The 24,456-nt window shown below is 70.9% G+C and carries 24 protein-coding genes; 16 read left to right on the forward strand and 8 right to left on the reverse strand.

What is annotated here, in order from left to right; all coding sequences use genetic code 11:
• The first annotated feature begins 169 nt into the window (after positions 1–169).
• The 3 genes from OHS18_RS31990 (at position 170) to OHS18_RS32000 (ending at position 4,065) form a co-directional block, all read left to right on the forward strand.
• Positions 170–1,834 (forward strand): hypothetical protein, encoded by a 1,665-nt coding sequence (locus OHS18_RS31990; protein WP_328613385.1) that lies wholly within the window; start codon positions 170–172, stop codon positions 1,832–1,834.
• Entirely contained in the window at positions 1,831–3,264 is a 1,434-nt protein-coding gene (wsfD, locus tag OHS18_RS31995; protein WP_328613386.1) for a glycan biosynthesis hexose transferase WsfD, read from the forward strand. The genes OHS18_RS31990 and wsfD overlap by 4 nt, the downstream gene beginning before the upstream one ends.
• A 69-nt stretch (positions 3,265–3,333) precedes the next feature.
• A complete protein-coding gene (locus OHS18_RS32000) occupies positions 3,334–4,065 on the forward strand; it encodes a lysophospholipid acyltransferase family protein (protein WP_328446340.1) in 732 nt (243 codons plus the stop codon).
• A 1-nt stretch (position 4,066) separates the two neighbouring features.
• On the opposite strand, the gene OHS18_RS32005 is transcribed toward OHS18_RS32000, so the two are convergent.
• The gene (locus OHS18_RS32005) at positions 4,067–4,867 is read right to left on the reverse strand and encodes an HAD family hydrolase (protein WP_328459124.1); all 801 of its coding nucleotides are present in this window, start codon (positions 4,865–4,867) and stop codon (positions 4,067–4,069) included.
• A gap of 96 nt (positions 4,868–4,963) precedes the next feature.
• Between OHS18_RS32005 and OHS18_RS32010 the strand changes: the two genes are divergently transcribed.
• Positions 4,964–5,848 (forward strand): LLM class flavin-dependent oxidoreductase, encoded by an 885-nt coding sequence (locus OHS18_RS32010; protein ID WP_328613387.1) that lies wholly within the window; start codon positions 4,964–4,966, stop codon positions 5,846–5,848.
• 169 nt (positions 5,849–6,017) lie between these two features.
• Here OHS18_RS32010 and OHS18_RS32015 read toward each other — a convergent pair whose 3' ends face one another.
• Positions 6,018–8,027: a DUF6541 family protein gene (locus tag OHS18_RS32015; RefSeq protein ID WP_328613388.1), complete on the reverse strand. Its 2,010-nt coding sequence runs from the start codon at positions 8,025–8,027 to the stop codon at positions 6,018–6,020.
• 79 nt (positions 8,028–8,106) lie between these two features.
• Here OHS18_RS32015 and glf point away from each other — a divergent pair, with 79 nt between their 5' ends.
• The 5 genes from glf (at position 8,107) to OHS18_RS32040 (ending at position 13,430) form a co-directional block, all read left to right on the forward strand.
• Positions 8,107–9,330 carry a UDP-galactopyranose mutase gene (gene glf, locus OHS18_RS32020; protein WP_328613389.1) on the forward strand — a complete coding sequence of 408 codons (1,224 nt, stop codon included), beginning with the start codon at positions 8,107–8,109 and terminating at the stop codon, positions 9,328–9,330.
• Complete coding sequence (locus tag OHS18_RS32025) at positions 9,323–9,841, forward strand: phosphatase PAP2 family protein (protein ID WP_328613390.1); 519 nt, start codon at positions 9,323–9,325, stop codon at positions 9,839–9,841. Before glf ends, OHS18_RS32025 begins: the two co-directional genes overlap by 8 nt.
• Positions 9,838–10,824, forward strand: coding sequence for a decaprenyl-phosphate phosphoribosyltransferase (locus tag OHS18_RS32030; protein ID WP_328446333.1), 987 nt, complete (start codon positions 9,838–9,840; stop codon positions 10,822–10,824). Before OHS18_RS32025 ends, OHS18_RS32030 begins: the two co-directional genes overlap by 4 nt.
• Positions 10,825–10,938: 114 nt before the next feature.
• Complete coding sequence (locus OHS18_RS32035; protein WP_328613391.1) at positions 10,939–11,766, forward strand: hypothetical protein; 828 nt, start codon at positions 10,939–10,941, stop codon at positions 11,764–11,766.
• A gap of 146 nt (positions 11,767–11,912) precedes the next feature.
• The gene (locus tag OHS18_RS32040) at positions 11,913–13,430 is read left to right on the forward strand and encodes a hypothetical protein (protein ID WP_328613392.1); all 1,518 of its coding nucleotides are present in this window, start codon (positions 11,913–11,915) and stop codon (positions 13,428–13,430) included.
• Here OHS18_RS32040 and OHS18_RS32045 read toward each other — a convergent pair.
• The 5 genes from OHS18_RS32045 to OHS18_RS32065 form a co-directional block, all read right to left on the reverse strand.
• Entirely contained in the window at positions 13,427–13,933 is a 507-nt protein-coding gene (locus OHS18_RS32045; protein ID WP_328613393.1) for a YceI family protein, read from the reverse strand. The two genes, OHS18_RS32040 and OHS18_RS32045, sit on opposite strands and share 4 nt — an antisense overlap.
• Positions 13,930–14,541 carry a VC0807 family protein gene (locus tag OHS18_RS32050; protein ID WP_328613394.1) on the reverse strand — a complete coding sequence of 204 codons (612 nt, stop codon included), beginning with the start codon at positions 14,539–14,541 and terminating at the stop codon, positions 13,930–13,932. The genes OHS18_RS32045 and OHS18_RS32050 overlap by 4 nt, the downstream gene beginning before the upstream one ends.
• Before the next feature lie 50 nt (positions 14,542–14,591).
• Positions 14,592–15,212 (reverse strand): VC0807 family protein, encoded by a 621-nt coding sequence (locus tag OHS18_RS32055; protein ID WP_328613395.1) that lies wholly within the window; start codon positions 15,210–15,212, stop codon positions 14,592–14,594.
• 101 nt (positions 15,213–15,313) lie between these two features.
• A complete protein-coding gene (locus OHS18_RS32060) occupies positions 15,314–16,069 on the reverse strand; it encodes a decaprenylphospho-beta-D-erythro-pentofuranosid-2-ulose 2-reductase (RefSeq protein WP_328613396.1) in 756 nt (251 codons plus the stop codon).
• Complete coding sequence (locus OHS18_RS32065) at positions 16,066–17,436, reverse strand: FAD-binding oxidoreductase (protein WP_328613397.1); 1,371 nt, start codon at positions 17,434–17,436, stop codon at positions 16,066–16,068. The genes OHS18_RS32060 and OHS18_RS32065 overlap by 4 nt, the downstream gene beginning before the upstream one ends.
• 125 nt (positions 17,437–17,561) lie before the next feature.
• Between OHS18_RS32065 and OHS18_RS32070 the strand changes: the two genes are divergently transcribed.
• Both OHS18_RS32070 and OHS18_RS32075 read left to right on the forward strand, forming a co-directional pair.
• Positions 17,562–18,032 carry a GtrA family protein gene (locus OHS18_RS32070; RefSeq protein ID WP_328446318.1) on the forward strand — a complete coding sequence of 157 codons (471 nt, stop codon included), beginning with the start codon at positions 17,562–17,564 and terminating at the stop codon, positions 18,030–18,032.
• Positions 18,033–18,040: 8 nt separating this feature from the next.
• Positions 18,041–19,960 carry a glycosyltransferase gene (locus OHS18_RS32075; RefSeq protein ID WP_328446316.1) on the forward strand — a complete coding sequence of 640 codons (1,920 nt, stop codon included), beginning with the start codon at positions 18,041–18,043 and terminating at the stop codon, positions 19,958–19,960.
• Positions 19,961–20,013: 53 nt separating this feature from the next.
• On the opposite strand, the gene OHS18_RS32080 is transcribed toward OHS18_RS32075, so the two are convergent.
• On the reverse strand, positions 20,014–20,259 hold the full coding sequence (locus OHS18_RS32080; RefSeq protein WP_328446314.1) for a hypothetical protein: 246 nt from the start codon (positions 20,257–20,259) through the stop codon (positions 20,014–20,016).
• A 140-nt stretch (positions 20,260–20,399) separates the two neighbouring features.
• Here OHS18_RS32080 and OHS18_RS32085 point away from each other — a divergent pair, with 140 nt between their 5' ends.
• From OHS18_RS32085 to OHS18_RS32105, 5 genes are all read left to right on the forward strand, one after another.
• Positions 20,400–21,164, forward strand: a complete 765-nt coding sequence (locus OHS18_RS32085; protein WP_328446312.1) for an ESX secretion-associated protein EspG — start codon at positions 20,400–20,402, stop codon at positions 21,162–21,164.
• Positions 21,165–21,294: 130 nt separating this feature from the next.
• On the forward strand, positions 21,295–21,741 hold the full coding sequence (locus tag OHS18_RS32090; protein ID WP_328613398.1) for a hypothetical protein: 447 nt from the start codon (positions 21,295–21,297) through the stop codon (positions 21,739–21,741).
• 6 nt (positions 21,742–21,747) lie between these two features.
• A complete protein-coding gene (locus OHS18_RS32095) occupies positions 21,748–22,317 on the forward strand; it encodes a DUF3558 domain-containing protein (protein WP_328613399.1) in 570 nt (189 codons plus the stop codon).
• 9 nt (positions 22,318–22,326) lie between these two features.
• A complete protein-coding gene (locus tag OHS18_RS32100) occupies positions 22,327–23,850 on the forward strand; it encodes a hypothetical protein (RefSeq protein ID WP_328613400.1) in 1,524 nt (507 codons plus the stop codon).
• A 108-nt stretch (positions 23,851–23,958) separates the two neighbouring features.
• Complete coding sequence (locus tag OHS18_RS32105; RefSeq protein ID WP_328613401.1) at positions 23,959–24,450, forward strand: YbaB/EbfC family nucleoid-associated protein; 492 nt, start codon at positions 23,959–23,961, stop codon at positions 24,448–24,450.
• Positions 24,451–24,456 lie beyond the last annotated feature (6 nt).

The following is a 24,456-nucleotide window of genomic DNA, read 5'->3' on the forward strand; positions in this document are numbered from 1 at the left end:
GGCCGGAAAGTCCGGGGGACGGCTCTGATCAGGTCTTTTACCCGGAATTCCGGGGCCGTCGGTTCAGCCGTCGGAATTGCCACCCGATCGGGTTATATTGACCCCTGGTCTGTCACCCGATGACCGATAACCTGGCGGGGCCGGCGGGGTGACGAGGTGAGGGGGCCGGGTGGTCTACGCGGTCGTGGGGGCGTGGCTGGTACTCGCCGCGATCGTGGTGCTGACCTGGGGCAGGCTGGGCACCGACCGCGGCCTGCGCGGGTTCGTCCTCGCCCTCACCCTCGGTCTTTCCCTGCTCCACCAGCTGTTGTTCGCGACCGTCACGGAAGACGCGCTCGTTTCGTTCCGGTACGCGGCGAACATCGCCGAGGGCAACGGCCCGGTCTTCAACCCCGGTGAACGCGTCGAGGGATATACGAACTTCCTCTGGCTGGTGCTGATCGCCCTTCCGCGCGCCGCATTCGGCGCCGACGTGCAAACCACCGCCATCGTGTTCGGGGTTCTTTCCGCGCTCGGTTGTGTGTTGCTTTCCTACTTCCTCGTCAACCGGGTGGTCGTGGCCGCGACACCGGCCGACGCCGAGCCGCGGCCGGCGATCGGGGTCGCCGCCGCGGTGCTCACCGCGGCCGCCGGCGGGCTGGCCGTCTACGGGCCGTCCGGGTCCGAGGTGCCGCTGTTCGTGCTCCTCGTCCTCGCTGTCTGCTATTCGCTCGCGGCGCGCCGCCCGGTGGTGGCCGGCGTGCTCGTCGCGTTCGCCGTGATGACCAGCCCGGACGGCTTGGTCGTCGGCGTCCTCGGCGGTCTCTGGCTGGCGGGCGCGGCCGTGAAGAAGCAGCACACCTGGTGGGCGCCTGCGGGCTACATTCTGGGCGCGCTGGTGTTCCTCATCCCCCGGCTGGCCTGGCGGCTGACGTTCTACCAGCACTACGTGCCCGCGCCGCTGGCCGCCAAACTCGGCGGCCCGTTCGGCGCGCAGGTCGCCGGCGGCTGGCCGTACCTGTCCGGATTCGCCTTGGTGCACCAGGGTTTCCTGCTGCTCGCCTTGGTCGCCGCGGTCGCCTTGCTGCTGCGCCGCGCGGCCGGCGCCGCGCTCGAGTCCCGCGCGCTGATCTGGCTGATGTTCGCGATGGCGGCCGGGCTCGCCGCGGCCGCCGTCCTGTCGGGCGGCGACGCCGGCCCGTCGTGGCGGCTGCTGGCCGGGGTGCCGCCCCTGCTCGCCGTCGGGTCCGTCGCGGCGTACGGCGTGCTGACGGCGGACGTCGAGGTGAAGCCGTCACCGCGGCCGCGCGCCTGGCCCGCCGGCACCCGGCTGGTCCCGGTGACCGCCTGCGGCCTGGCCGGGATCGCCGTGCTCGTCTCGGTGTTCAGCCCCGACATGCTCGGCCGCGTGCGCGACTGGCGCACCTACGGCACCGAGCTCACCGAGATCGGCGGCTGGCTGGGCACGTACCTGCCGCCGGGGTCGGTCGTCAGCGCCGCCGCGCCCGGCGCGCTTTCGGCGCGGGGCGGCCAGTTGCTCATCATCGACGTCCTCGGCCGCACCGACGACCACATCGCCCGCGACGGGCAGCACGACGGCGGGTACGCCACGGACTACGACTACGTGGTCAACGGCCGCCGCCCCACTGTCGCGGTCCCCGCCGACGGCGGTTACGCCGACCGCCAGCACTGCGCGATCGACCCGGTCTACGCGGGTCAGTACGAGGTCGCCACGTTCCGGCGCGTCGGCACGCCGTACTGGGTCTCCGTCTACCCGCGGGCCGAGCAGGCGAAGTCCCTGGTCGACGACCTCGACCGGGACCCGGACTTCCGCTACGTACCCTGTCCTTCGTGAAACTCGACGTCCCGAAGCGGCGGCTGACCACCGATGCCGCGCTCGGGCTCGGGGTCTTCGCGGCGTCGTTCACCCTCTTCGCGGCGCGGTTCCTGGTGCCGCGCCCGATCGCGATGTCCAACAACGGCGACGGCGGCCGCGTGCTCTGCGGCGCCGGCATCACCTGGCGCGGCCTGCCGGAGCCGTTCATCCACCTTGCCTACAGCGCGCCGCCCGGCGCGGCGCCGTGCCGGCCCACCTACCTGCTGACGCAGAGCTGGCTGGCCGACCTGGCCGTCCGGCTCGCCGGGGTCGTCGGCTTCCCCGCGACGCTGAGCCTGGTCGTCCTCGGCCTGCTGAGCAGCCTGATCGCCGCCGCGGCCGTCGCCGCGATCGTGCTCGGCCTGCCGTACAGCCGCCGGGCGCGGCTCGCCGTGGCGGCCGGGCTGCTGCTGGTCGTCGCCGATTCGGCGTTCTTCGGGTACTTCGCGGCGGTGCTCGGCGAAGGTGCGGCCTTCCTCGGCTTGCTGCTGATCGCGGGTGGCCTGCTGCTCACCGCCCGCGAGGGCCGGTGGAGCTACGCGGGCATGGCCGTGACGCTCGCCGGCGGCGTCCTGGCGGTCAACGCCAAGGTCCAGACGCTGACCATCCTGCCGATCCTGGTGGTCGCGATCCTGCTGGTCCGCCCGGGGACCCTGCGCGGCGCCCGGCGGTGGGCCGCGGCGGTGCTGGTCGTCTGCGCGCTCGGCGTCGCCACGCTCGCCGCGCAGCAGAGCGTCGAACCGGCCGTCGCGCCCGACGGGACGCTCGCCGAGCTGCCCGGCGACGATTCGCGCGAGATCAACATGTTCAATACGATCTTCCTGAACATCGTCGACGGCCGGCACGACACCCGGGCCGACCTCGCGGACCTCGGGCTGCCGCCGTCGTTCGCGCAGTACGCGGGCAACGGCTGGTGGCACCCGCACCCGGCGCGGATCGACCCGCGCTACCCGGCCTACCGCGACCGGATGGACCGCGCGAACGTCATCGCGTACTTCGCGAGCCACCCCGGCCGGACGCTCGAGGTGCTGAACCGCGCCGCGACCGACCAGCTCACCGCGCGGCCGGACTACCTCGGCAGCTTCGACCGGTCCGCGGGCTTCGCGCCGCACGCGCAGGAGTACCGGGTGCCGGTCGTGTCGTGGCTGACCGGCCTGATCGCGCCGCTCGGGCTGTTCGCGCTGGTGCCGCTCTGGCTGCTGGTGCTGGCGGGTGCGTGGAGCCGGCGCCGGGCCGCGCTGGGCGTCGTGCTGGCGTTCCTGCTGGTCGTCTCGGTGTCGCAGTTCGGCATGGCGGCCCTCGGCGACGGCATCGAAGGCGTCAAGCACCAGTCCGTCGCGCTGTTCACGCTCCTGCTCGCTCTGGTGCTCGCCGTGCCCGTCCGGCGGGAGCGCGTGCGGGCGGTGTGAGGTTCGCGCGGTTTGTGTTCTTCCCCGCTGAAGGGCCGGCCGTAACCTACGGTCCCGTAACCTGGTGGGATGGCTGACTTCGTGTACCCGCCCGTGATCGCGGCGGCCCGGGCGATGTTCCGGGTACTGGACAACCGCATCCGGGTCGAGGGCGCGGAGCACATCCCGCGCACCGGCGGCGCGGTCATCGCGTGCAACCACGTGAGCTACCTGGACTTCATCTTCTGCGGCCTCGGCGCGCGCCCGGCCAAGCGGCTGACGCGGTTCATGGCGAAGCAGGAGATCTTCGACAACCGGATCGCCGGGCCGCTGATGCGGGGGATGCACCACATCCCGGTCGACCGCGCCGCGGGCATCGCCTCCTACCGCGAGGCCCTCCAGAAGCTGAAGGACGGCGAGGTCGTCGGCGTCTTCCCGGAGGCCACCATCAGCCGGTCGTTCACCGTCAAGGAGATCAAGTCGGGTGCCGTCCGGATGGCCGCGGCGGCGGACGTCCCGGTCGTGCCGATGGCCCTGTGGGGCACCCAGCGGCTGTGGACAAAGGGCCGGCCGAAGGACCTGACCCGCCGGCACGTGCCGATCTCGATCCTCATCGGCGAGCCGATGCACCCGGCGAAGGGTGACGACTGGGACGTCGTGACGAAGGAGCTGCGCGCCCGGATGAGCGCGCTCGTCGACCGCGCCCAGGCCGGCTACCCGGACCGGCCCGCCTCCGACGAGGAACGCTGGTGGCTGCCCGCCCACTTGGGCGGGACCGCGCCCACCCCGGAGGAAGCGGCCGAGCTCGACAACCGCTCCTGACTCAGAACCAGCGTTCGAGGACCTGGGCGACGCCGTCGTCCCCGGCCGGGCCGGTGACCTCGTCGGCGACCTTGAGCACCGCAGGGTGGCCGTTCTCCATGGCGACGCCGTGGCCCGCCCAGCGCAGCATCTCGACGTCGTTGGGCATGTCGCCGAAGGCGATCACGCGGTCCGCCGAGACCTCGAAGCGCGCGGCGACGTCGGCGAGGCCGGTCGCCTTCGTGATGCCGTGGGCGGCGATCTCGACCAGCCCGCCCGACGACGAGTAGGTGGCGTCGACCTCGGTGCCGAACAGTGCCGTGATCGCGTCGGCCATCTCCCCGGACGTCATGCCGCGGTGGCTGACCAGCAGTTTGATCGCCGGGTGCCCGAGGACCTCGGCCCGCGGCCCGACGCGACCTTCGCTGTCGCCCCACGGGTTGTGGTAGTCCGGTTCGATCACGAAGTTGCGCATGTCGTGGTCCACCGGGCCGGTGGCGACCCGCTCGGCGGCCAGCCGGCAGTCCGGCAGCGCCTTGTCGAGCGCGCTCGCGATGTCGTGCAGCAGGGTCGGCTCGAGCAGGCCGTGGACCTCGAGGATCTCCTCGCTGCCGCAGTCGTAGAGGACGGCGCCGTTCGCGCACACCGCGTACCCGGTCAGCTCGAGCGGCCGCGCGATCGGCGCGATCCAGCGCGGCGGCCGGCCGCTGGCCAGCACGAACGGCACGCCCGCCTCGACCGCCCGGCGCACGGTCGCGATGGTGCGCTCGCTCAGGGCTTCGGACGGGCCGAGCAGGGTGCCGTCGACGTCGGACGCGATCAGAAGGGGTCTCTCCACCCCGTCATTGTCCCTGACACGTCCGGGTGAGGTCCCGCCCGTCCGCGCGAATGTCGGTGGTTGCCTCTATCGTCCGGCAGTGTGCGAGTAGGCATCGTGATTCTCCCGGAAGATCGTTGGTGGGCCGCCGAGCCGAAGTGGCGGGCGGCCGAGGAATACGGCTTCGACCACGCGTGGACGTACGACCACCTGGGCTGGCGCAACCTGGTCGACGGCCCGTGGTTCTCCGCGGTCCCGACCCTGACGGCGGCGGCGATGGTGACGTCGCGGATCCGGCTCGGCACGTTCGTGGCGTCCCCGGTCGCCCGGCATCCGGTGCCGTTCATGCGTGAGCTGGTCACCCTCGACGACGTCTCCGACGGCCGGTTCGTCCTCGGTGTCGGCGCGGGCGTCGACCACCAGCACTACGACGGCGAGGTGCTCGGCGCGCCGGAGCTGACGGCGAAGCAGCGCGCCGACCGGTTCACGGAGTTCGTCGAGTCGCTCGACGGGCTGCTGATGACCGACAAGTTCGACTTCGACGGCGAGTACTACAAGGCCCGCGGCGCCCGCAACCTGCCGGGCACGGTCCAGCGGCCGCGGCTGCCGTTCGTGGTCGCGGCGAACGGCCCGCGCACGATGACGCTCGCGGCCCGCTTCGGCGCGGGCTGGGTGACCACCGGCAAGGGCGGCGCGACCGTCGACGAGTGGTGGCGCGGGGTGGCGGCACTGTGCACCGTCTTCGACCAGCGCCTCGACGCCGTCGGCCGCGAGCGGGCGGGCATCCAGCGCCACCTCAGCCTGGACGCGTCCCCGGTGTTCTCGCTGAGCAGCGTGGAGGCGTTCCGCGACGCGGTGGGCCGCGCGGGCGAGCTGGGCTTCACCGACGTCATCTCGCACTGGCCGCGGTCGTCGTCGCCGTACGAAGGGCGCGAAGCGGTGCTGGAGCAGGTGGCGAACGATGTCCTGCCGGAGCTGCATGCTTAGGCCGAACGGGTGACATCCGGGTGACCGGGAAACCGATTGCCGTCCCTCAGGCGTCCTTCACAGCAGACGTCAAGGATCACCCCGGGGGTGGTTGGGGGACGGGAGGCCCTCGTGGCCGCGGCACGGGGCGCCGCGGCCACGAGGGCTTTGTTCACGCGAAGATCGGGTGCTACTTGGTGATCCGGTAGATGACGGCGCCCGGGTTCCGGTAGACGACGCTCACGAAGTCCAGCCCGTCCAGCTTCTGCAGGCCCGGCGCGATCGGCGTGTCCCGGCGGATCGTGCCGCTGCCGACCAGCACGTAGTGCACGTTCAGCAGCTGCGTCACGGCGCGGACCCGGGGATCGGTGTCGTAGTCGCGGAAGTGCACCGCCAGGTAGACGGCGTCGGGATTCACCGCGCCGGCGTCGTAGTGGGCGGCCACCGGGTGCACGCCGGTCAGCGCGTACATCCAGGCCGTGCCGTCGAGGCGGTCGTTGAGCACCTTCTGGTCGCCGGGGATGCCCAGCTCGCCGAGCCGGTCCATCGCGTCGATCTCGTCCTGGCTGACCGGCGGGACCACCTCGCCGGGCAGGCCGTTGTAGTACAGCAGCGAAACCGTCTTGGCGTTGGCCGCGCGGTAGAACCCGCCGGTCAGCACACCCATCGCGACCACGATCAGCACCGCCGTCGCCAGCCCGACCCGGCCGGTCAGCCACGGCCGCGCGCGCACCCACGCGCGTCCGTCGGCGAGCATCGCCAGCCGGCGCTGGGCCTCGCTCATGCCGTGCGCCGCGATCAGGCACATCGGGATCGCCGCCAGCGCCATCAGCCGGAACCGGTCGTTCCACCAGGGCCGCGACAGCGAGATCACCCAGTCTTCGCCGCCGAAGCACGCGACGACGACGAACAGCGCCGACAGCCCCAGCGCCGACAGCATCAGCCAGCGCAGCCGCCGCAGCGCCACCAGCGTGAGCGCGCCGAACGCCAGGAACACCGTGAGCCAGATCTGCGGCACCGGCAGCACCTGCTTGAACGTCGCCAGCATGGCCAGGGCCTTCCACACCGGCATGTGCGAGCCCCACGGGTGGTACGGGTACGACCCGGACGTGAAGGTGATCGCGCCCAGGATGTGCGGCGCGGCCAGCAGGCCGGCCCCGAGCATCACCGGGATCATCTTCAGCACGTCGCCGCCCGCGACCCGCCAGGCGGCCTTGCCCTCGGGAACGCCGTCGACGCGGCGGCCGCGCAGCGCCCGGTACCAGCGCTGCACCACCAGCGGCAACGCGAACAGGATCGCGCCGAACAACGCGCTCGAGTGCGCGGCGAGCAGGCCCGCCGCGCTCAGCGCCAGCACCGCGCCGGTGTCGACACCCGGCCGGACCACGAACCGCTGCAGCGCGACCGCGGCCAGCGGCGTCAGGACGATGCCCAGCGCGAACGGCAGCAACCCGCTCGACACCGACTCGTACGCGCCGGTCGTGGCGCCGCCGGCGACCAGCGCGGCGCAGCCCGCGAACACCGCGCGGCCGCCGAGCTGGCGCACCAGCGCGACCAGGGCCAGGGCGAACAGCCCGGCGATCGGCATCGTGACGGCGTTGAGCGTGACCGGGATCGACGTCCCGGACAGCTGGTAGACCAGCGCGCCGACCAGGTGGTACGCGTTCGGGTAGAACGAGCCGTCGGGGTACCAGTTGAGCGTGCCCATGCCGGTCAGCGAGCCGTCGCCGGTGTCGGCGATGTAGCGGATGCCGTTCGCGTGGAACACGGTGTCCCAGCGCTGGAAGACGGCGGTCGTGCCGCCGCGGCCGGACACCACCACGGCGATCGACACGGCCGTCGCGATCCCGACGCAGACGGCCACGGCGGCGTGCGCCCGGCGGGTCCACGCCTGGTGCGGCTCCTCGGCGCCGGGCGTCATCCACCCCCGGGCCACGGCCAGGCGGCGCAGGCCGTACAGCACACCCGCGAGCAGCAGCGTGCACGCGGCGACGCTGAGCGGGCCGTACGGCACGTGGACGATCGCCAGCCACGGCCCGGCCAGGCCGGTGATGGCGTAGCTGAGCAGCGGCGCGAGGCCCGCGAGGGCCCAGCCGCGCAGGCCGGCGGCCCACCCGACGACGCCGCCGGGGACCGCCAGCACGGCCACGTAGGTGGCCACCGCGGCGAAGTAACTCCAGAAGTCCTCGGGTGCAGGCACTGCTTTCCAGGTGTGTCGTGGGCCGAATTGTGATAGTCGGGTGCGGGCCGGGTCAGCGGACTGCGTACCCTCGACGCCCGTGAGCGCGCACACGAACCCCGCCAAGATTACTGAAGCCGATTTCGCAGGTTACGACCTCGTCGTCGTCGGGTCCGGATTCTTCGGCCTGACGGTCGCCGAACGGGCCGCGGCCGAGCTGGGCAAGAAGGTCCTCATCCTCGAACGGCGCAGCCACATCGGCGGCAACGCCTACTCCGAGGCCGAGCCCGAGACCGGGATCGAGGTGCACAAGTACGGCGCGCACCTGTTCCACACCTCGAACAAGCGCGTCTGGGAGTACGTGAACCGCTTCACCGAGTTCACGAACTACCAGCACCGGGTGTTCGCGCGGGTCAAGGACCAGGTCTACTCGTTCCCGATGAACCTCGCGCTGATCAACCAGTTCTTCGGCAAGTCCCACACGCCGGACGAGGCCCGCGAGCTCATCGCCAAGCAGTCGTCGGAGTTCGAGACCGGCGCCGCGCAGAACCTCGAGGAAAAGGCCATCTCGCTGGTCGGCCGCCCCCTCTACGAGGCGTTCATCCGCGGGTACACCGCGAAGCAGTGGGAGAACGACCCCAAGAACCTGGGCGAGAACATCATCACGCGCCTGCCGGTCCGGTACAACTTCGACAACCGGTACTTCAACGACGCCTACGAAGGCCTGCCCGTCAACGGGTACACCGCGTGGCTCGAGAAGATGGCCGAGCACGAGAACATCGAGATCCGGCTGAACGTCGACTACTTCGACGTGCGCGAGCACATCCCGGCGGGCACCCCGACCGTCTACACCGGTCCGCTGGACCGCTACTTCGGCTACTCGGCGGGCCGGTTCACCTGGCGCACCGTCGACTTCGAGTCCGAGGTCGCCGAGACCGGAGACTTCCAGGGCACCTCGGTCGTCAACTACAACGACCAGGAAGTCCCCTACACCCGCATCATCGAGTTCCGGCACTTCCACCCGGAGCGCGACTACCCCAAGGACAAGACGGTCATCTTCCGCGAGTTCTCCCGCTTCGCGAAGGAAGAGGACGAGCCGTACTACCCGATCAACACCCCGGACAACCGCGAGAAGCTCGAGGCCTACCGCGAACTGGCCAAGACCGAGGCGCGCGAGCGGAACGTGCTGTTCGGCGGCCGGCTCGGCACCTACAAGTACCTCGACATGCACATGGCCATCGGCTCGGCGCTCTCGGCGTTCGACAACAAGATCGCCCCGCACCTGACCGACGGCGCGCCGCTCGACGGGTCCCTCGATGCTTGAGAAGGGCGCCCCGACGGGCGAGGTAGCTGTCCTTTCCAAGGCACAGGGTTTTCTGAAGAGTGACGTCTCGGTGAAAGCCGCGCGCGGCATGTCGCACTTCGGCGAGCACGCCATCGGCTGGTTCAGCATCGGCCTGATCGGCGCGGCGGTCGACAAGAAGCGGCGCAAGGACTGGCTGATCGCGTCGGCCGGCGTCGTCGGCGCCCACGCGGCGTCGATCGCGGTGAAACGCGTGGTCAGGCGGCCGCGCCCGGACCACCCGAGCGTCGAGGTGCTGGTCGGCACGCCGAGCAAGCTGAGCTTCCCGTCGTCGCACGCGACGTCCACGACGGCGGCGGCGGTGCTCTACTCCGGATTGACCGGGCGTAACCTGGTGCCCGCCCTGGTACCGCCGATGCTCGCCTCGCGGCTCGTGCTCGGCGTTCACTATCCGACAGACGTTCTGGCCGGTGCGGCCCTCGGGGGGCTCGTCGGTGGTCTGATACGACGGAAGCTGAAGAAGAACCCATGAGCGAGACGACCGAGCAGCGCAACAGCGACGAAGCGGCCGTGACTCCCGAGACACCGGAAACCCCGGTGCCGGCGGAGACGACGACGGAGACCGCGGCACGCGGCCCGTTCGGCCTGGTGGGCGGCGTGATCAAGACCGCCCGTCCGCGCCAGTGGGTGAAGAACGTGCTGGTCTTCGCGGCCCCGTTCTTCGCCTTCTCGAAGTCGACCGACCGCACGGGCCTGCTGCTCGACGCGATCGTCGCCTTCGTGGCCTTCTCGCTGGTGGCGAGCTCGGTCTACCTCATCAACGACGCGGTCGACGTCGAGGCCGACAAGGCGCACCCGACCAAGCGGAACCGGCCGATCGCGGCCGGGATCGTGCCGGTGCCCGTCGCGTACGGGTCCGCGGTCGTGTTCTTCCTCGCCGGCCTCGGCGTCTCGTTCCTCGCCAGCTGGCAGCTGGCGGTCGTGCTGGCGGTCTACGAAGCCGTCCAGCTCGGCTACTGCTTCGGCCTCAAGCACCAGCCGGTGGTCGACCTGGCCATCGTCGGCTCGGGCTTCCTGATGCGCTCGATCGCCGGTGGTGTCGCGGGCGGCCTGGCGCTGTCGCAGTGGTTCCTGCTGGTCACGGCGTTCGGCTCGCTGTTCATGGTGGCCGGCAAGCGCTACGCGGAGATCATGCTGTTCGAGCGCACCGGGGCGAAGATCCGGTCGTCGCTGAAGAAGTATTCGGCCAGCTACCTGCGGTTCGTCTGGGCGACGTCGGCGGCGATCCTGATCATGTCCTACTGCCTGTGGGCGTTCGAGATCCGCCAGACCGAGCACAACTCGGTGTGGGCGCTCATCTCGATGGTGCCGTTCGTGGTGGCGGTGCTGCGCTACGCGGTCGACGTCGACGGCGGCATCGCGGGCGAGCCCGAGGAGATCGCGCTCAAGGACCGCGTGCTCCAGGTGCTCGGCGCGACCTGGGTGGCCACGCTGTTCCTGTCGTTCTACCTGTGACTCCTTCTCATGGCGGATCGACAGGTTGGCTTCAGGTTCAGCACAGCTGACGGGGTCACCCTGAGGTGGTGGGGGCGGGCAGCACGCTCGTCCCCGTAGACCACAGGAGCGACCATGACCGACCAGCCGCGCGACCCCCACCAGGTCCCGCCGAACGCGGGCGCGGAGCAACCGACCGCCGAACAGCCCACGGCCCAGGCCGGCGCGGCTGAGCACCCGGCCACGGCACCGCCGTCGGCCGGACAGCCGTCCACTACGCCCGCGGCCGGACAACCGGCCGCCGAGCAGCCCACCGCCGTGCAGCCGTCAGCCGCGCAACCGGCGGCCGGGCAGTCTGCCGCCGAGCAGCCCACCGCCGTGCAGCCAACAGCCGCGCAACCGGCGGCCGGGCAGCCTGCCGCCGGACAGCCGTCGTCCGGGCAACCGACCATGGCATTGCCCTCGGCCGCCGGAGCGGCTGCGGCCGCGCCGGCCCAGGGCGACCCCGCCGCGCCGGGGCAGCCCGCCGTCGCTCCGGCGGCCGACCAGACCGCCGCGCACGGCCAGGCGGCCCCGCCCACCCCGCAGCTCTCCCAGCCCGGCCCCGGGCAGACCTACGGCGCTCCCGGCCCGGGTTACGGCGCCTGGGGCGCTCCCGCGGCGGCCGCGCCGCGACAGCCCGGCGGGTTCCGGCGGTTCGTCGGGCACCGGGCCACCCAGCTGGTGGCCGTCGGCGTGCTCGGGCTCCTGGTCGGCGGCGGCATCGTCGGCGGGATCGCCGCGGCCACGAGCCACGGCCCCCGCGACGGCCGTCCGGGCATCCACCGCCAGTACTCCGGTCCGGGCGCCGGCCCGGGCATGGACGGCCGCGGCGGCTTCGGAAACCGCGGCGGCGGCAACTCCGGCACCCCCAACGGCGGCAACACCAACGGCACCGACGACGGTTCCGGCCCCGGCATCTGACCCCTGACCTGCCGTCAAGGCCGCCGTACGGACGTCAGACGCCCGTGCGGTGGCCTTGACGGCACTCGGGCGAGCGAAGGGTCCGGCTGCGCCACTTGATACCGGGCAGATCACGGAAGTATCACGAGCAGGGTACGGTGTTCGTGATGCGAAGCGCCTCCGCAGAACTCGACGAGGCCACCGGTGCGCTGCCGGTGGCCCGCTCCGTCACCCGTCCTTGGGTCCTCCCGGCGGGGGTCGCGGTGGCCTCCGCCGTGGTGTTCGCCCTGGTCAGCCACCATCTGATCGATGACACGTACATCACGCTGTCCTACGCCAAGAACCTCGCGTTCCACGCGCACTGGGGCCTGATCGAGCAGGGCACGGCCAACACCGCGACGTCGCCGCTGAACGTCCTGGCTCTCGCCGCGGTCACGTTCGTCGTCCGCGACGCCGTGCTGGCCGCCGGGATCGTGTTCGTCGCCGCGCAGGTCGGGCTGGTGCTCGGGCTGCGCCGGCTGGCCGAGCGCGCCGAGCTGCCGCCGGCGTTCGCGCCGTTGACGTTCGGCTTGCTGCTGGTCAACCCGCTGCTGCTGTCGTCGGTCGGCCTGGAGGTCGCCCTCGGCGCCACCGGCGTCGTCTGGGCGCTCGTCTACGCGGGGGAGCGCCACCCCGGCCGGCTGGGGCTGGTGATCGGGCTGCTCGCGCTCGTCCGGATCGACCTGCTGCTGATCGCGGCGGTGGTGTTCCTGGCCCGCCGCGAGTTCTGGGACGGCATCTGGCGGACGGTCTTCGGCGCGCTCGCCGTGACGGTCCCGTGGTTCGGCTTCAGCTGGCTGGTACTCGGCTCGGCCGTGCCGGACACGCTGGTCATCAAGATCAGCCAGCAGTCGTGGGGCCCGTTCAGCTTCACCAACGGCCCGTTGCTCTACTGGCGCAACTTCCCGGCCGCGGCCACGCTGTCGTTCCTGCCGCTGCTGGTCGGCGGCCTGGCCGGCCTGCTCTGGCTCGTCCAGTTCCGCCGCGGCTCGGCGACGGCCCGCCGCTTGACGCCGTTCGCGCTGCTCGCCGTCGCGGGCGCGCTGCACTACGTCGCCTACAGCCGGCTCGGCGTGCCGCCGTACCACTGGTACTACGCGCCGAGCATCATCGGCGCGACGATCTTCCTCGGCGCCTGCGTCACGGCGGCGCCGCACCGGGCGAAGCAGGCCGCGTGGACCGGCGCCGGCGCGGTGCTCGCCGCGAGCGTCGCGGTGTACGTGCTGCCGGGTGTCCCGCGCCGGTTCGCGCCGATCACCAGCAACCACGCGTCGACGACGGAGTACCGCGAGATCGGCCAGGAACTGGCGGCGATCGCCCACGGCCGCACGGTCGAGACGGCGGGCGAGGTCGGCGCGCTCGCGTACGCGTGCGACTGCGAGCTGGTGGACGAGTTCTCCGACCGCGGCGCCGTCGATCCGGCGATCGCCGAGACGAAACGCCGCAGCGGCGACCTCGGCCGCGCGCTGCTCGAGGCCAACTTCCACAACTTCGACCACAGCGTCGCCCCGATGAGCCCGGAGCTGGTCCTGGCGACCACGCGCCACACGCCGCCGTCGACGGCCCTGGCGAGCTGGCGCATCGACTCGCCGTGGATGGGCGCGCAGAACCTCTACCTGATGCCCGCCCACGCGGCCGGGAGCTAAGTCCGCAGCGCGGTGACGTCCAGCGTGAGGGTGAACTCGCGCCCGCCCATCCGCTTGCCGTACGTGAGACCGAACGCGAAGCGGTCCACCACCGTCGCCGCGCGGGCCGTGAAGCCGTCGGGAGTCAGCGTGACCGCGTCGATCGCGCACCGGACGCGGCCCGCCGTCCCGCGGACCGTCACGACGCCGTCCAGCAGCCACCGCGAGCCGTCCTGACGCGGGTGGCCCTCGGTGAAGGTGATCAGCGGGTGCTCACGGCCGTGCAGGAACCGGCGGGACTGCAGTTCGGTGTCGCGCAGCCGGTCACCGGTCGAAAGGCCCGTCGCGTCGATCTCCGCCGTCACCAGCGACGCCGTCACCGGGTCGCTGACGAGCACCGTGCCGCCGCGCAGCGGGAACTCGCCGGCCACGGTCGACATGCCGAACAGGTGCGTGCCGGAGACGCCGACCCGGCACCGCGCCGCGTCCAGCCGGTACTCGCCGGGCGGCGGGATCTCGATCATCGGCGCGCCCACATCCGGTTCATCGTGCCCTCCCGCGCGAGCAGCACCTGGGTGACCACCTGGAGCACCACAAAACTCGCGATCGACAGCACCGTATCGAGCCCGGGCACGCTGTCCACCGGGAACGTGTACGCCATCATCACGCTCAGCGCGCTGTGCAGGAGCCCGCCGACACCCCAGACCACCGTCAGCACCCGCCAGACCCGCCGGAACGACGGCGTGTCCGCCCAGCGCGCCTCCAGCGTGTCGGCGCGGTGGGGAACCAGCGCCAGCGTGGCCTGGTACGTCGTCGGACGGCGGCCCACCCACAGGCTCGCGAGCATCCAGACGCCGATCAGGATGCTGAACCACGCGCTCCGAATCAGCTGCAGCCGCGCGTCGCCGGTGAGCAGCGACGTCACCAGCCCGATCCCGACGATGAACAGCACGAACAGGCCCATGCCGTCGACCCGCCGGTGCCGCAGCGCCAGGTAGAGCATCCGCAGTGCCGGCGGCAGGCCGCTGAACGTCAGCGCCCAGATCGGCGCGACGTCGAAGGCCCGCAGCAGGTAGTACCCGCCGACCGGCGCGGCGATGTCGCAGAGCAGCGCGACGAGCGATTTCCCCATGACCCGAGCTTCGCGGCCGGGCCGGGCCCGGGCCATCGTCGACCTGGCTCCTACGCATCCACCGTCCGGTTGATGCCGGCGGTCAACCGCTGCCGGGTGAGCTTCACGCCGAGCAGCAGGCAGCCGACGGTCAGCGCGGTGTCGAGGAACGGCACGACGTCGACCGGCAGCGTGAACGCCATCAGCACGACGGCGCAGCCGAGCAGCACGCCGCCCACACCCCACCAGAGGGTCACCGCGCGCCACTGCCGCCGGAAGCCCTCGTCGGCGGCCCACCCGGCTTCGAGTTCGGCGGCACGGGCCGGCTGGAGCGTGCAGATCACCCGGAACAGGAACGGCTGCCGGCCGACGACCAGGCTCGCCAGCATCAGCCCGCCCAGCAGCAGCCCGACCCAGGCACTGCGGACCAGCAGCAGCCGCGGGTCGCCGGAGATCAGCGCCACCGCGCCGTTGACCACGAGCATGGCCAGCACGAACGCGCTGAGCGGGTCGATCCGGCGGTGCCGCACCAGGACGTACCCGGAGCGGATCGCCGGCGGCAGCGCGCTGACCAGCAGCGCCCACAGCGCATCGACGTCGAAGGAGCGCAGGACGTAGAACAGGGCCATCGGGAGAGCGACGTCGCGCAGGAGCATCGTCAGCCCGCCGCGGTCACTCGAAGTGTGCGTCATGACGACAGTCTGTTTCGACTGCCGCCACGACACATCGACCCGCGGGTCGGGCGCGGATGGAACTCCGGCTCCACCCGCGGGTGGAGGCCCCAGGAGAGATCTCAGATGGGGAGCTTGCGGAAGATCGGCCGCGGGACGTGCCGCAGCGCCGACATCACCAGCCGGAACGGCGCCGGCGCCCAGACCAGGTCCTTGCCGGCGCGAGCGGCCGACACGGCGATGTCGGCAACCTGCTCGGCGGTCTGCGCCAGCGGGGCGTCCTTCATGCCCTCGGTCATCTTCGTCTTGACGTGCCCGGGGCGGACGACGGTCACCTTCACACCGTGCGGCGCGAGCGCCTCGCCGAGGCCCAGGTAGAAGCCGTCGAAACCGGCCTTGGTCGAGCCGTAGACGAAGTTGGAGCGCCGGACGCGCTCACCGGCCACCGACGACAGCGCGATCACCGTGCCGTGGCCCTGGACCTTGAGCTTCTCCGACAGCGCGACACCGACCGACACCGCGGCCGAGTAGTTCACAGTCGCCAGCTCGACGGCCTTCGCGTGGTCCTGCCAGAGCTCCTCGGCGTCGCCGAGCAGGCCGAACGCCACGACCGCGACGTCGATGTCGCCGCCCTCGAACGCCTTGTCCAGCACGCCCGGGTGGGACGCGAGGTCCTTCGCGTCGAAGTCGACGGTCGCCACCTCGGCGCCCTTGTCCTTCAGGCGCTGCGCGGCCGCGTCCAGCCGCGGCGACGGGCGGGCCGCGAGCACGACCCGCAGCGGCTTCTCGGCGAGGTACTTCTCGGCGATCGCCAGCGCGATGTCGGACGTGCCGCCGAGCAGCAGCAGGGACTGGGGGTTGCCAACGGCGTCGATCACAGTGCGAGCCTCCGGCTCATGTCAGAGGCGAAAACGCCTTCGGGGTCCACGGCGGCGCGAACCTTGCGCCACTCTTCGAGCCGCGGGTACATCTTCGCGAACGTCTCGGGCGAGGTGCGCGAGTCCTTCGCGGTGTACAGCCGCCCGCCGAGCTCGAGGACGTCGTCGTCGAGCTCCTGGCAGAACCGGCTGAGCCCGTCCTTGATCGGGAAGTCGACGCAGACCATCCAGCCGGGGTGCGGGAACGACAGCGGTGCCGCGTTGCCCTCACCCATCCGCTTGAACACGTTGAGGAAGGAGACGTGCCCCGACTCGGCGATCTTCTTGACGATCTTTCGCAGCGGCTCGGCCGCGCCCAGCGGCGTCGAGAACTGGTACTGCAGGAAACCCTTGGAGCCGTAGGCCCGGTTCCACTCGCCGAACATGTCCAGCGGGTGGTAGAAGGCGGTCAGGTTCTGGATGACGCCGTGGGCTTCCTTCGGCGTCTTCCGGTAGTACAGCTCGCCGATCGTGCCGAAGGTCAGCTTGTTCGCCAGGCCGTTCGGGAAGACGTCCGGCAGCGTCGCGAGCTGCGGAGCGTCGAACTTCAGCGGGTTCGCCCGCAGCTTCGGCGGCAGTTCGTCGAGCTTGGCGAGCGAGCCGCGGCCGAAGGCGGCGCGGCCCAGCTTCGAGCCGGTGGAGATCGTGTCGAACCACGCCGAGGAGTACGTGTACTTGTCGTCGGAGCCGTTGCTGACCAGCTCCAGCGTCTCGTCGAGGTTGTTCGTGCGCTCGTTGTCGGCGAGGAAGTACGCCGTCTCCGTCTTGGTCATCCGGATCGTGGCCCGGACGATGATCCCGGTCAGGCCGATGCCCGCCACGGTCGCCCAGAACAGCTCGGCGTCCGGGCCCTCCGGCGTCAGCGTGCGGACCTTGCCGTCCGCGGTGATCAGGTCCATCGACACGACGTGGTTGCCGAAGCTGCCCGCGCTGTGGTGGTTCTTGCCGTGGATGTCGTTGGCGATCGCGCCGCCGATCGTCACCTGGCGCGTGCCGGGCAGCACCGGGACCCACAGGCCGTACGGCAGCGCCTCGCGCATCAGCTGGTCCAGGCTCACGCCGGCGTCGAGGTCGACGAGCGCGCTGTCCGGGTCGATCGAGTGGATCCGGTTCAGGGCCGTCATGTCGATGACGAGGCCGCCCGCGTTCTGCGCCGGGTCGCCGTAGGAGCGGCCGAGGCCGCGCGCGATGACACCGCGCTCGCCGGCTTGGGTAACGGCCCGCGCGATGACTTCGACGTCTGCGGTGCTCAGCACGTCGGCGGTGGTCGGTGCCGTCCGCGCCCAGCCCGTGAGCGTGCGACGCTGTGTCTCGGGTGCTTGGGTCACCCGACCAGGGTAGCCACGCCGAACGACGCCCGGAACGTGACCCTGAAGTGCTCGCTTCTACACTTTGCGCATCAAGGCACAAGCGCCCGCGCGGGTGACCATGACTCAGGCAACGAGGTAAAGCAGTGGTGGCGACCGATCCGCAAGCTGAGATACCGGCTGCGCAGCCGTCCTCGATCGGACTGCTCGGGCAGCTCATTCGCTTCGCCCTGATCGGTGGCTTCTGCGCCCTGGTCGACCTGGGCACGTACACGCTGCTGACCCAGGTGGCCGGGATGGCCGCTTCACCGTGGGTCGACGTCGCCCGCGCTATCAGTTTCATCGTGGGCACGACCACGGCGTTCTTCCTGAACCGGAAGTTCACCTTCTCCGGCGGGCGCCGCGACGGCAAGGCGCAGGTCGGCTCGTTCGTGATGCTCTACACCGTGACGTTCTTCGTCGCGGTCGGGGTGAACCAGCTGATGCTGCAGGTGCTGCCGGAGTCCGCGTGGCAGCACACGCTGTGCTGGGCCGTGTCGCAGGCCACCGCCACCGTGATCAATTTCGTGATGCTCAAGTGGGTCGTCTTCCGCGAGCCGTCGACTGAGGAGAACTGAGGAACTTCATGCCCGGTAAAACAGCTACCCCGGCGCCGACCACCACTGCCGGCGCGGCCGCCGAGACGCGGTTCACCGAGCACACTCCGCAGGGTCGCCTGACGGCGCAGCGCGGGCTCTACGCCGGCCCGGCGCCGATCGTCAGCAAGGACCTCTACGCCGAGCTCGAGTGGGGCTCGGCCGTGCGGGAGCGTGCGGCGATCAGTCTTGAGCCCGCCTCCAAGGTGTCGGGCAACACGTACTTCGGGCGGTTCCCGGCCTCCTACTGGCAGCGCTGGACCACCGTGACCGAGGTGTCGGTCGAAGCCGTCGTCACCGGAACCGGGCTGCTGTCCATGGGCGCCTCCGACGTCGAAGGTGAACCGCGGGTCATCGAGGCCGAGCAGGTCACCGACGTCACCCAGCACAAAATCGCCCTCACCGGCAAGCTCGACAAGTTCTACGACGGCGGCGCGCTCTGGCTCGACCTGGAAACCGAAGGCGGCCAGACCCTGCGCGTGGAGCAGGTCCGCTGGACCGTCGAAGCCCCGGAGACGATCCGCCCGACCGCGGTCACCATCTGCACCATGAACCGCGCCGACGACTGCCTCAAAAACCTCCAGGCGCTGGCCGCGGACGTGTCGTCGCTGGACACGCTGGACGCGATCTACGTCGCCGACCAGGGCACCGACCTGGTCGAGTCCCGTGACGGGTTCGACCAGGTCGTCAAGGACCTCGGGGAGAAGCTGCACTACATCAAGCAGCCGAACCTCGGTGGCGCCGGCGGGTTCACCCGCGGGCTCTACGAGGTCGCCGGGCACACCGCCACCGCCCACGCCAACGTCCTGTTCATGGACGACGACGTGCTGCTGGAGCCGGACCTGGTGATCCGGATGACGGCGTTCTCCAACCGCGCCGCCAACCCGATCATCGTCGGCGGGCAGATGCTGAACCTGTTCCACCCCAACCAGCTCCACGTCGGCGCCGAATACGCCCGGTTGAACACCCTCGAGCCCGGTCAGCCGGTCGAGCACTCCCTGACCACCGCGGACCTGCTCGGGGTGGACGAGGAGACGTTGAAGCCGAACCGGCAGGAACGCCGCCTGGACGCCGGGTACAACGGCTGGTGGTCGTGCCTGATCCCGTACGAGGTGGTGCAGGCCACCGGGTATCCGATGCCGTTCTTCTTCCAGTGGGACGACGCGGAGTACTCCTACCGGGCCCGCGCGCACGGTTTCCCGACGGTGACGCTGCCGGGTGCGGGGGTGTGGCACGCGGACTTCCACATGAAGGACTGGGACGAGTGGCACCGCTACTTCAACCTGCGCAACTCCATCATCACCGCCGCGCTGCACTCGCCGTTCAACCTCAACCTGCTTTCGCGGGTGCTGCTGGCCCAGCTGGTGCGGTACCTGCTGGGGATGCAGTACGGGCTGTCGGCGACGCTGATCAAGGCCGTGGAGGACTTCCTCGAAGGCCCTGAGGTCCTGCGTGACGGTGGTGTCGAGGCGATGAAGGAGATCCGCCGGATCCGCGACCAGTACCCGGAGACCAAGCGCCACAAGGCCACCGACGTCCCCGGGATCGCGTCCAACGACATCGGCATCATCAACAGCGCGCCGCGGCCCAGCATGCAGCGCCTGGTGTTGATCAAGCGCGTGCTCGACCGGGTGCTCGGCCGCAGCCGCTTCGGGCTCGGCGCCGTGCCGATCGACGAGGCGAACTGGTGGCACATCGCCCTGTTCGACACGGCGGTCGTCACCGACGCCAACCAGGAAGGCGTCCGCGTCCGGTCCTACGACAAGGTCAAGATGTTCGACCTGGCCAAGCGCGGCGCGAAGGTCGTCCAGCGGCTGCGCAAGGAAGGTGCGGCGGTGCAGGAGCAGTACAAGCGCGCCATGCCCGAGCTGACCTCGCGCGAGAACTGGAAGCGCCTCTACAAGCTCTGACCCAGGCGTCCCGGAGGCCGTCTCACGATCCGTCGTGAGGCGGCCTTCGTGCGTCAGGTGTGCATGCCGAAGACGTTGGTCTTGCGGTTGAGGTCGTCGATGTAGGCGGCGGCGACGTGGGCGAAGTTGATCGTCACTTCCGCCTCGTTCCTGGTCGTCACGGTGTCCACCGCGGCGGACTTCACCAGCTGGGCGAGCTTGCCCGCCAGCTTCCCGGATTCTTCGGTGGTCAGCGCGAACAGCAGCGGTTCGCCGCCGGTGGCGAGGTGCAGCACGAGTGCGGGTTTCTGGTCAGCCATGCACCCATCGGACCAGCGGCGATCTTCGCGCGGCAAGCGAGTTCGCTGAGGGCGCAGCGGCTTCGGCGTCCGGCTGCGGCCCTCGCCCGCGGTGGACTACCGTTTCCGGAGAACTGAAACCCGCGGGGGAGATGCAAGCGATGCCACACACGTTCTCGCTGTCGCTGGCGGCGGTGGACATCCTGATCGAGCGGCTCGGCCTCGGCCGCGCGCCGACGCCGTTCGAGGTTCCGCACGTCGGCACGACCGTCGAGCAGCGGGGGATGATCCGCGACGCCGTCGTCCGCGACCTCACCGGGCGCGGGCTGTGGCAGCGCGGGCGCCTCGACGCGGACGTCGAGCTGGCGCTGGCCACCTTCGTCCGCGGCAGCCTGACCATCAGCGCGGTCGCCGAGCTGGGCGGCAAGCAGCTCTTCGCCCGCGTCGCCTCCGACGGCCAGTTCGCCGTGCTCGCGAAGCAGGACGAGAACCTCATCGTCTTCGAGGAGGTCCGCCCGACCGGCATCGTCCCGGCGATCGTCGACCTGCTGCCGCTGACCCCGGCCGCCCCCGGCCAGTCGGTCACCATCTCCCGCCCGGCCGAGCAGCCCCGCCAGCAGCGCCGCGACGACGCGTACGACCCCTTCGCCGGCGTCACCGGCCCGCGCTCGCAGAGCGGCAGCGGCGGTCCGCAGGTCCGGATGATCGAGCGCGTCTTCCAGGAGCCCAAGAAGCGCATCGGCCAGTTCACGGCCCAGACCCGAGGCGGCACGTTCCCCCCGCTGGCCTGGTTCGACACCGACCACGGCCGCTGGCTGATGTCGTCCCGCAGGTCCGACGACGGCCAGCGCTGGATCACCTACGCCCCGGCCGACAACGCCCGCCTCGCCCAGCAGCTGTACGCCCAGCTCGAAGGCCAGTTCTGACCCTGCGGGAACCTCGGGCGGCGGCCCTGCGTCCGAAGTGAAGATCGGTGAACGGCAGTTGCGCAGGGTGCCCGGCTAGTAGACTCCCGGGTGCACACGCACGGGCGAAGCGATACGGGGTGGAACAGCGATGTTGATTGCCGACGGCGGCGGAGGCGGCTCGTTCGCGGACATAGTCAACCCGCTCTCCTCGGGCAGCATGAGCGAGGCGATCAAGGGCGTCACCGCGGAGACCCAGAAGCTGGTGGACGCCGCCAAGGGCGGCGGTTTCAAGATCACCCCCGAAGGTGTGAAGCCGATCCGGGACGCGCTGAACGAGCTGGTCACCGACCTGCGCCACTTGGACAAGGACGTCGTGGTCCTGAACCAGACGCCGCAACTGGGGAACCACCCGTACGGCCACACCGTCGCGAGTCATGACCAGAAGGGTGCGGCGGACGCGGAAGGCTCTGCCGGCGTCGCGCTGTCCCAGCTCCGCGAGGTGGCCAAGCAGGCCGACGAGGCGCTGGCCCGGGCCGCGGGTCAGTACACCGAGGCTGAGAACACCGCTCTCGACAGCCTGAAGTCCAAGCCGTAGGGAATGATGAAACTCCTCGCACGCGCTGCGTTGCCCGTCGTCGCGGGCGTCTTCCTGCTGGCCGGCTGCACCAGCGCCCAGAACGGCACGGCTACGCCGGCGAATTCGGAGTCGGCCGCGCCGACCTCCGACAGTTCGAGCACCGCGGACCCCGGCAGCGCCACGACTACCGCTCTTGAACCGTGCACCTTGCTGACGGCTGCCGACGTCAGCCCGTACAGCACGTTCGGCGATGCCGAGGAGAAAAAGCTCGGCGGAGCGCGGACCTGCGGTTATGAGAACAAGACCACCACGGCGAGCGAAGAAGGCATGACCATCACCGCCGCCATCCGCGACGACGTCCCGCTCGACGCGGTCGTCGACACCGGTGGTGGCATCAAGGACCTCCAGGTGAACGGCCGCAAGGCCAAAGAGGCGTCCAGCACCGCGCCGCTCGGCTGCACGGTCGCCCTCGGCGTCGGGGACAAGGCGCGAGTGGACGTGAACGTCACGTCGGTCAACACGGTCGAGAGAGCCTGCCAGCTCGCCGAGGACGTGGCCACGAAGATCGTCGAGCCGCGGTTGCCGAAGGGATAGGGGACCCAGATGAGCACGCGACAGCAGCCTCCGGCGCCCAAGACGCCGGACAAGACGCCGCAGCAGGTCCAGGACATGGCGCCCGCCGACCGGGATGCCTACCTCCAGCAGAAGGCCGACGAAGGCGTCGACCCCGGCAACTGGCTCTTCGGGCCGCTCCAGCAGTGGATCGCCCAGCAGCAGGCCAAGAACCAGTCCCAGGAGATGGGCGACAAGAACGTCGCGGAGGCCACCAAAGGCCGTGACGTCGACTACGTCGCCGGCCTGAACGCGCCGAACGCGGACTACAAGGGCAGCGACCACACTCAGCTCCAGGCGTACCTGCAGAGCAACCTGAACGTCGAGCAGGTCTCCGACGTCTCGACCGCCTACCACCAGGTCCACCAGGTTTTCGACAAGTTCGCCACGTCGATGAACACCGCCGTCAATGCCTCCAAAGGCACTTGGGAAGGGCCTGCCGCCGAGAACGCGCAGTCCTACTTCACCAGCCTCGGCAAGTGGTCCGACGCCAACTCGCAGAACGCGAAGCTCGCCTCGGAGACCATCTACGACCAGGGCCAGGCCGCCTCCACGGCCAAGAACTCGATGCCCGCCCCCATCCCGTTCAGCTGGACCGACGAGATGAAGAACTGGGCGACGTCCAACCCGTTCAGCCTGCCGGACAACGTCGACAAGTCGTTGCAGAAGCAGAAGGACAGCCAGGCGGCGCACGACCAGGCCGCCAGCGTGATGTCGACCTACGACAAGAACCTCTACGAGGCCGCGTCGAAGCAGCCCGCCTTCGCGCCGCCGCCCAGCTTCAGCACCGGGGGCGGCACTGGTGACCCCAACGGGAGTGGCGACAAGAACGGCATCAACAACCCTTCGGGCGTCAACGTGCCCGGCTCCAGCTCGGTGAACATGCCGGGCGGCAGCAACTCCACCGGAAACAACTCGACCGGCAGTAACTTCACCGGCGGCAACGTTCCCGGCCCCAACGTCACGCCGCACATCTCCGGGCCCGGCTCGACCACGGGCGCCGGGATCCTGCCGGCCGGGACCACCACGCCGTCGGGCTTCCAGCCGGGGGCCGTGCCGACCGGGTCGGCGGGGAACCCGAACACCTCCATGGGCGGCATGCCGATGAGCCCGATGCCGATGGGCGGCGGCATGGGTGGCGGCTTCGGCGGCGACGAGGCCTACAACTCCAAGCTCGGCGGCGGAGCGGGAGGCAGCGGCCGGGGCGGTTCCGGCTTCGGCCCCGGTGGCTCGGGCTCCGGCAGCGCGACCGGCGCGGGCGCCGCCTCGGGCGCGGCCCGGCCGGGTGGCATCGGCGCGGCGGAAGCGGCCGCCGGACGCGGCATGGGCGGGCTCGGCTCGGGCGGTGCGGCCGGCCGCGGCGGGATGGGCTCGGGCGGCGGCATGGGGCGTGGCCAGAAGGGCGAGGGCGACGAGGACACGGAGCACTCGCGTCCGACGTACCTGGTCGAGGGCGACCCCGACGAGGTCTTCGGCACCGACATGCGCACGGCCCCGCCGGTCATCGGCGAATAACAGCTCGGCGAAACGCCCCGCACCGGATCCTGGTGCGGGGCGTTTCGCGTCCACGCTGGTCACGGAACCAGTAACCTTCCCCGCGCGTCGGACTGCGGGGAGGCCGGGATGACACCTGAGGAATGGCTGGCGAACTTCGAGACGAAGATCGCCGACGTCCGCGAGAAGGCCGAAGAGTTCCGCGTCGGGCTCGAGGCCGCCGGCACGACCGTCGCCTCGCCCGACGGGGCGATCCACGTCGGGGTCGCGCCCAACGGTTCGCTGACCGACCTGCGGCTCACCGACTCCGCGGTCGCCGGCAAGTCCGGGGCCAAGCTCGCCGAGGAGATCCTCAAGCTCGCCCGCAAGGCGCAGCGCGACGCCGCGGTCAACGTCGCGGCCGCGTTCGCGCCGCTGGGCGGGGACTCCGAGGCCATGCACATGGTCACCGGCTACGTCCCGCCGGAGGAACCCGAGGAGCCACCGGCTCCCGAGCCGATCCGCGAACGACGGCTCTGGCAGCACGAAGAGCCGGAAACGCCACCGCCGCCACGCCGTCCGACGCGCCCGCCGCGCGACGATGACGACTTCGGCGGCTCCGCGATCATGCGCCGCGACTGAGGGGAT

It is taken from the genome of Amycolatopsis sp. NBC_00355 (genome assembly GCF_036104975.1).
In the GTDB taxonomy this organism is placed as follows: Bacteria; Actinomycetota; Actinomycetes; order Mycobacteriales; family Pseudonocardiaceae; genus Amycolatopsis.

What these genes read in the sequence shown, in the direction of transcription:
- OHS18_RS32000 (WP_328446340.1), top strand. Translation starts at nt 3,334, where the DNA reads ATGGCTGACTTCGTGTACCCGCCCGTGATCGCGGCGGCCCGGGCGATG.
- OHS18_RS32025 (WP_328613390.1), top strand. Translation starts at nt 9,323, where the DNA reads ATGCTTGAGAAGGGCGCCCCGACGGGCGAGGTAGCTGTCCTTTCCAAG.
- OHS18_RS32030 (WP_328446333.1), top strand. Translation starts at nt 9,838, where the DNA reads ATGAGCGAGACGACCGAGCAGCGCAACAGCGACGAAGCGGCCGTGACT.
- OHS18_RS32035 (WP_328613391.1), top strand. Translation starts at nt 10,939, where the DNA reads ATGACCGACCAGCCGCGCGACCCCCACCAGGTCCCGCCGAACGCGGGC.
- OHS18_RS32040 (WP_328613392.1), top strand. Translation starts at nt 11,913, where the DNA reads ATGCGAAGCGCCTCCGCAGAACTCGACGAGGCCACCGGTGCGCTGCCG.
- OHS18_RS32045 (WP_328613393.1), bottom strand. Translation starts at nt 13,933, where the DNA reads ATGATCGAGATCCCGCCGCCCGGCGAGTACCGGCTGGACGCGGCGCGG.
- OHS18_RS32050 (WP_328613394.1), bottom strand. Translation starts at nt 14,541, where the DNA reads ATGGGGAAATCGCTCGTCGCGCTGCTCTGCGACATCGCCGCGCCGGTC.
- OHS18_RS32055 (WP_328613395.1), bottom strand. Translation starts at nt 15,212, where the DNA reads ATGACGCACACTTCGAGTGACCGCGGCGGGCTGACGATGCTCCTGCGC.
- OHS18_RS32075 (WP_328446316.1), top strand. Translation starts at nt 18,041, where the DNA reads ATGCCCGGTAAAACAGCTACCCCGGCGCCGACCACCACTGCCGGCGCG.
- OHS18_RS32080 (WP_328446314.1), bottom strand. Translation starts at nt 20,259, where the DNA reads ATGGCTGACCAGAAACCCGCACTCGTGCTGCACCTCGCCACCGGCGGC.
- OHS18_RS32085 (WP_328446312.1), top strand. Translation starts at nt 20,400, where the DNA reads ATGCCACACACGTTCTCGCTGTCGCTGGCGGCGGTGGACATCCTGATC.
- OHS18_RS32090 (WP_328613398.1), top strand. Translation starts at nt 21,295, where the DNA reads ATGTTGATTGCCGACGGCGGCGGAGGCGGCTCGTTCGCGGACATAGTC.
- OHS18_RS32095 (WP_328613399.1), top strand. Translation starts at nt 21,748, where the DNA reads ATGAAACTCCTCGCACGCGCTGCGTTGCCCGTCGTCGCGGGCGTCTTC.
- OHS18_RS32100 (WP_328613400.1), top strand. Translation starts at nt 22,327, where the DNA reads ATGAGCACGCGACAGCAGCCTCCGGCGCCCAAGACGCCGGACAAGACG.
- OHS18_RS32105 (WP_328613401.1), top strand. Translation starts at nt 23,959, where the DNA reads ATGACACCTGAGGAATGGCTGGCGAACTTCGAGACGAAGATCGCCGAC.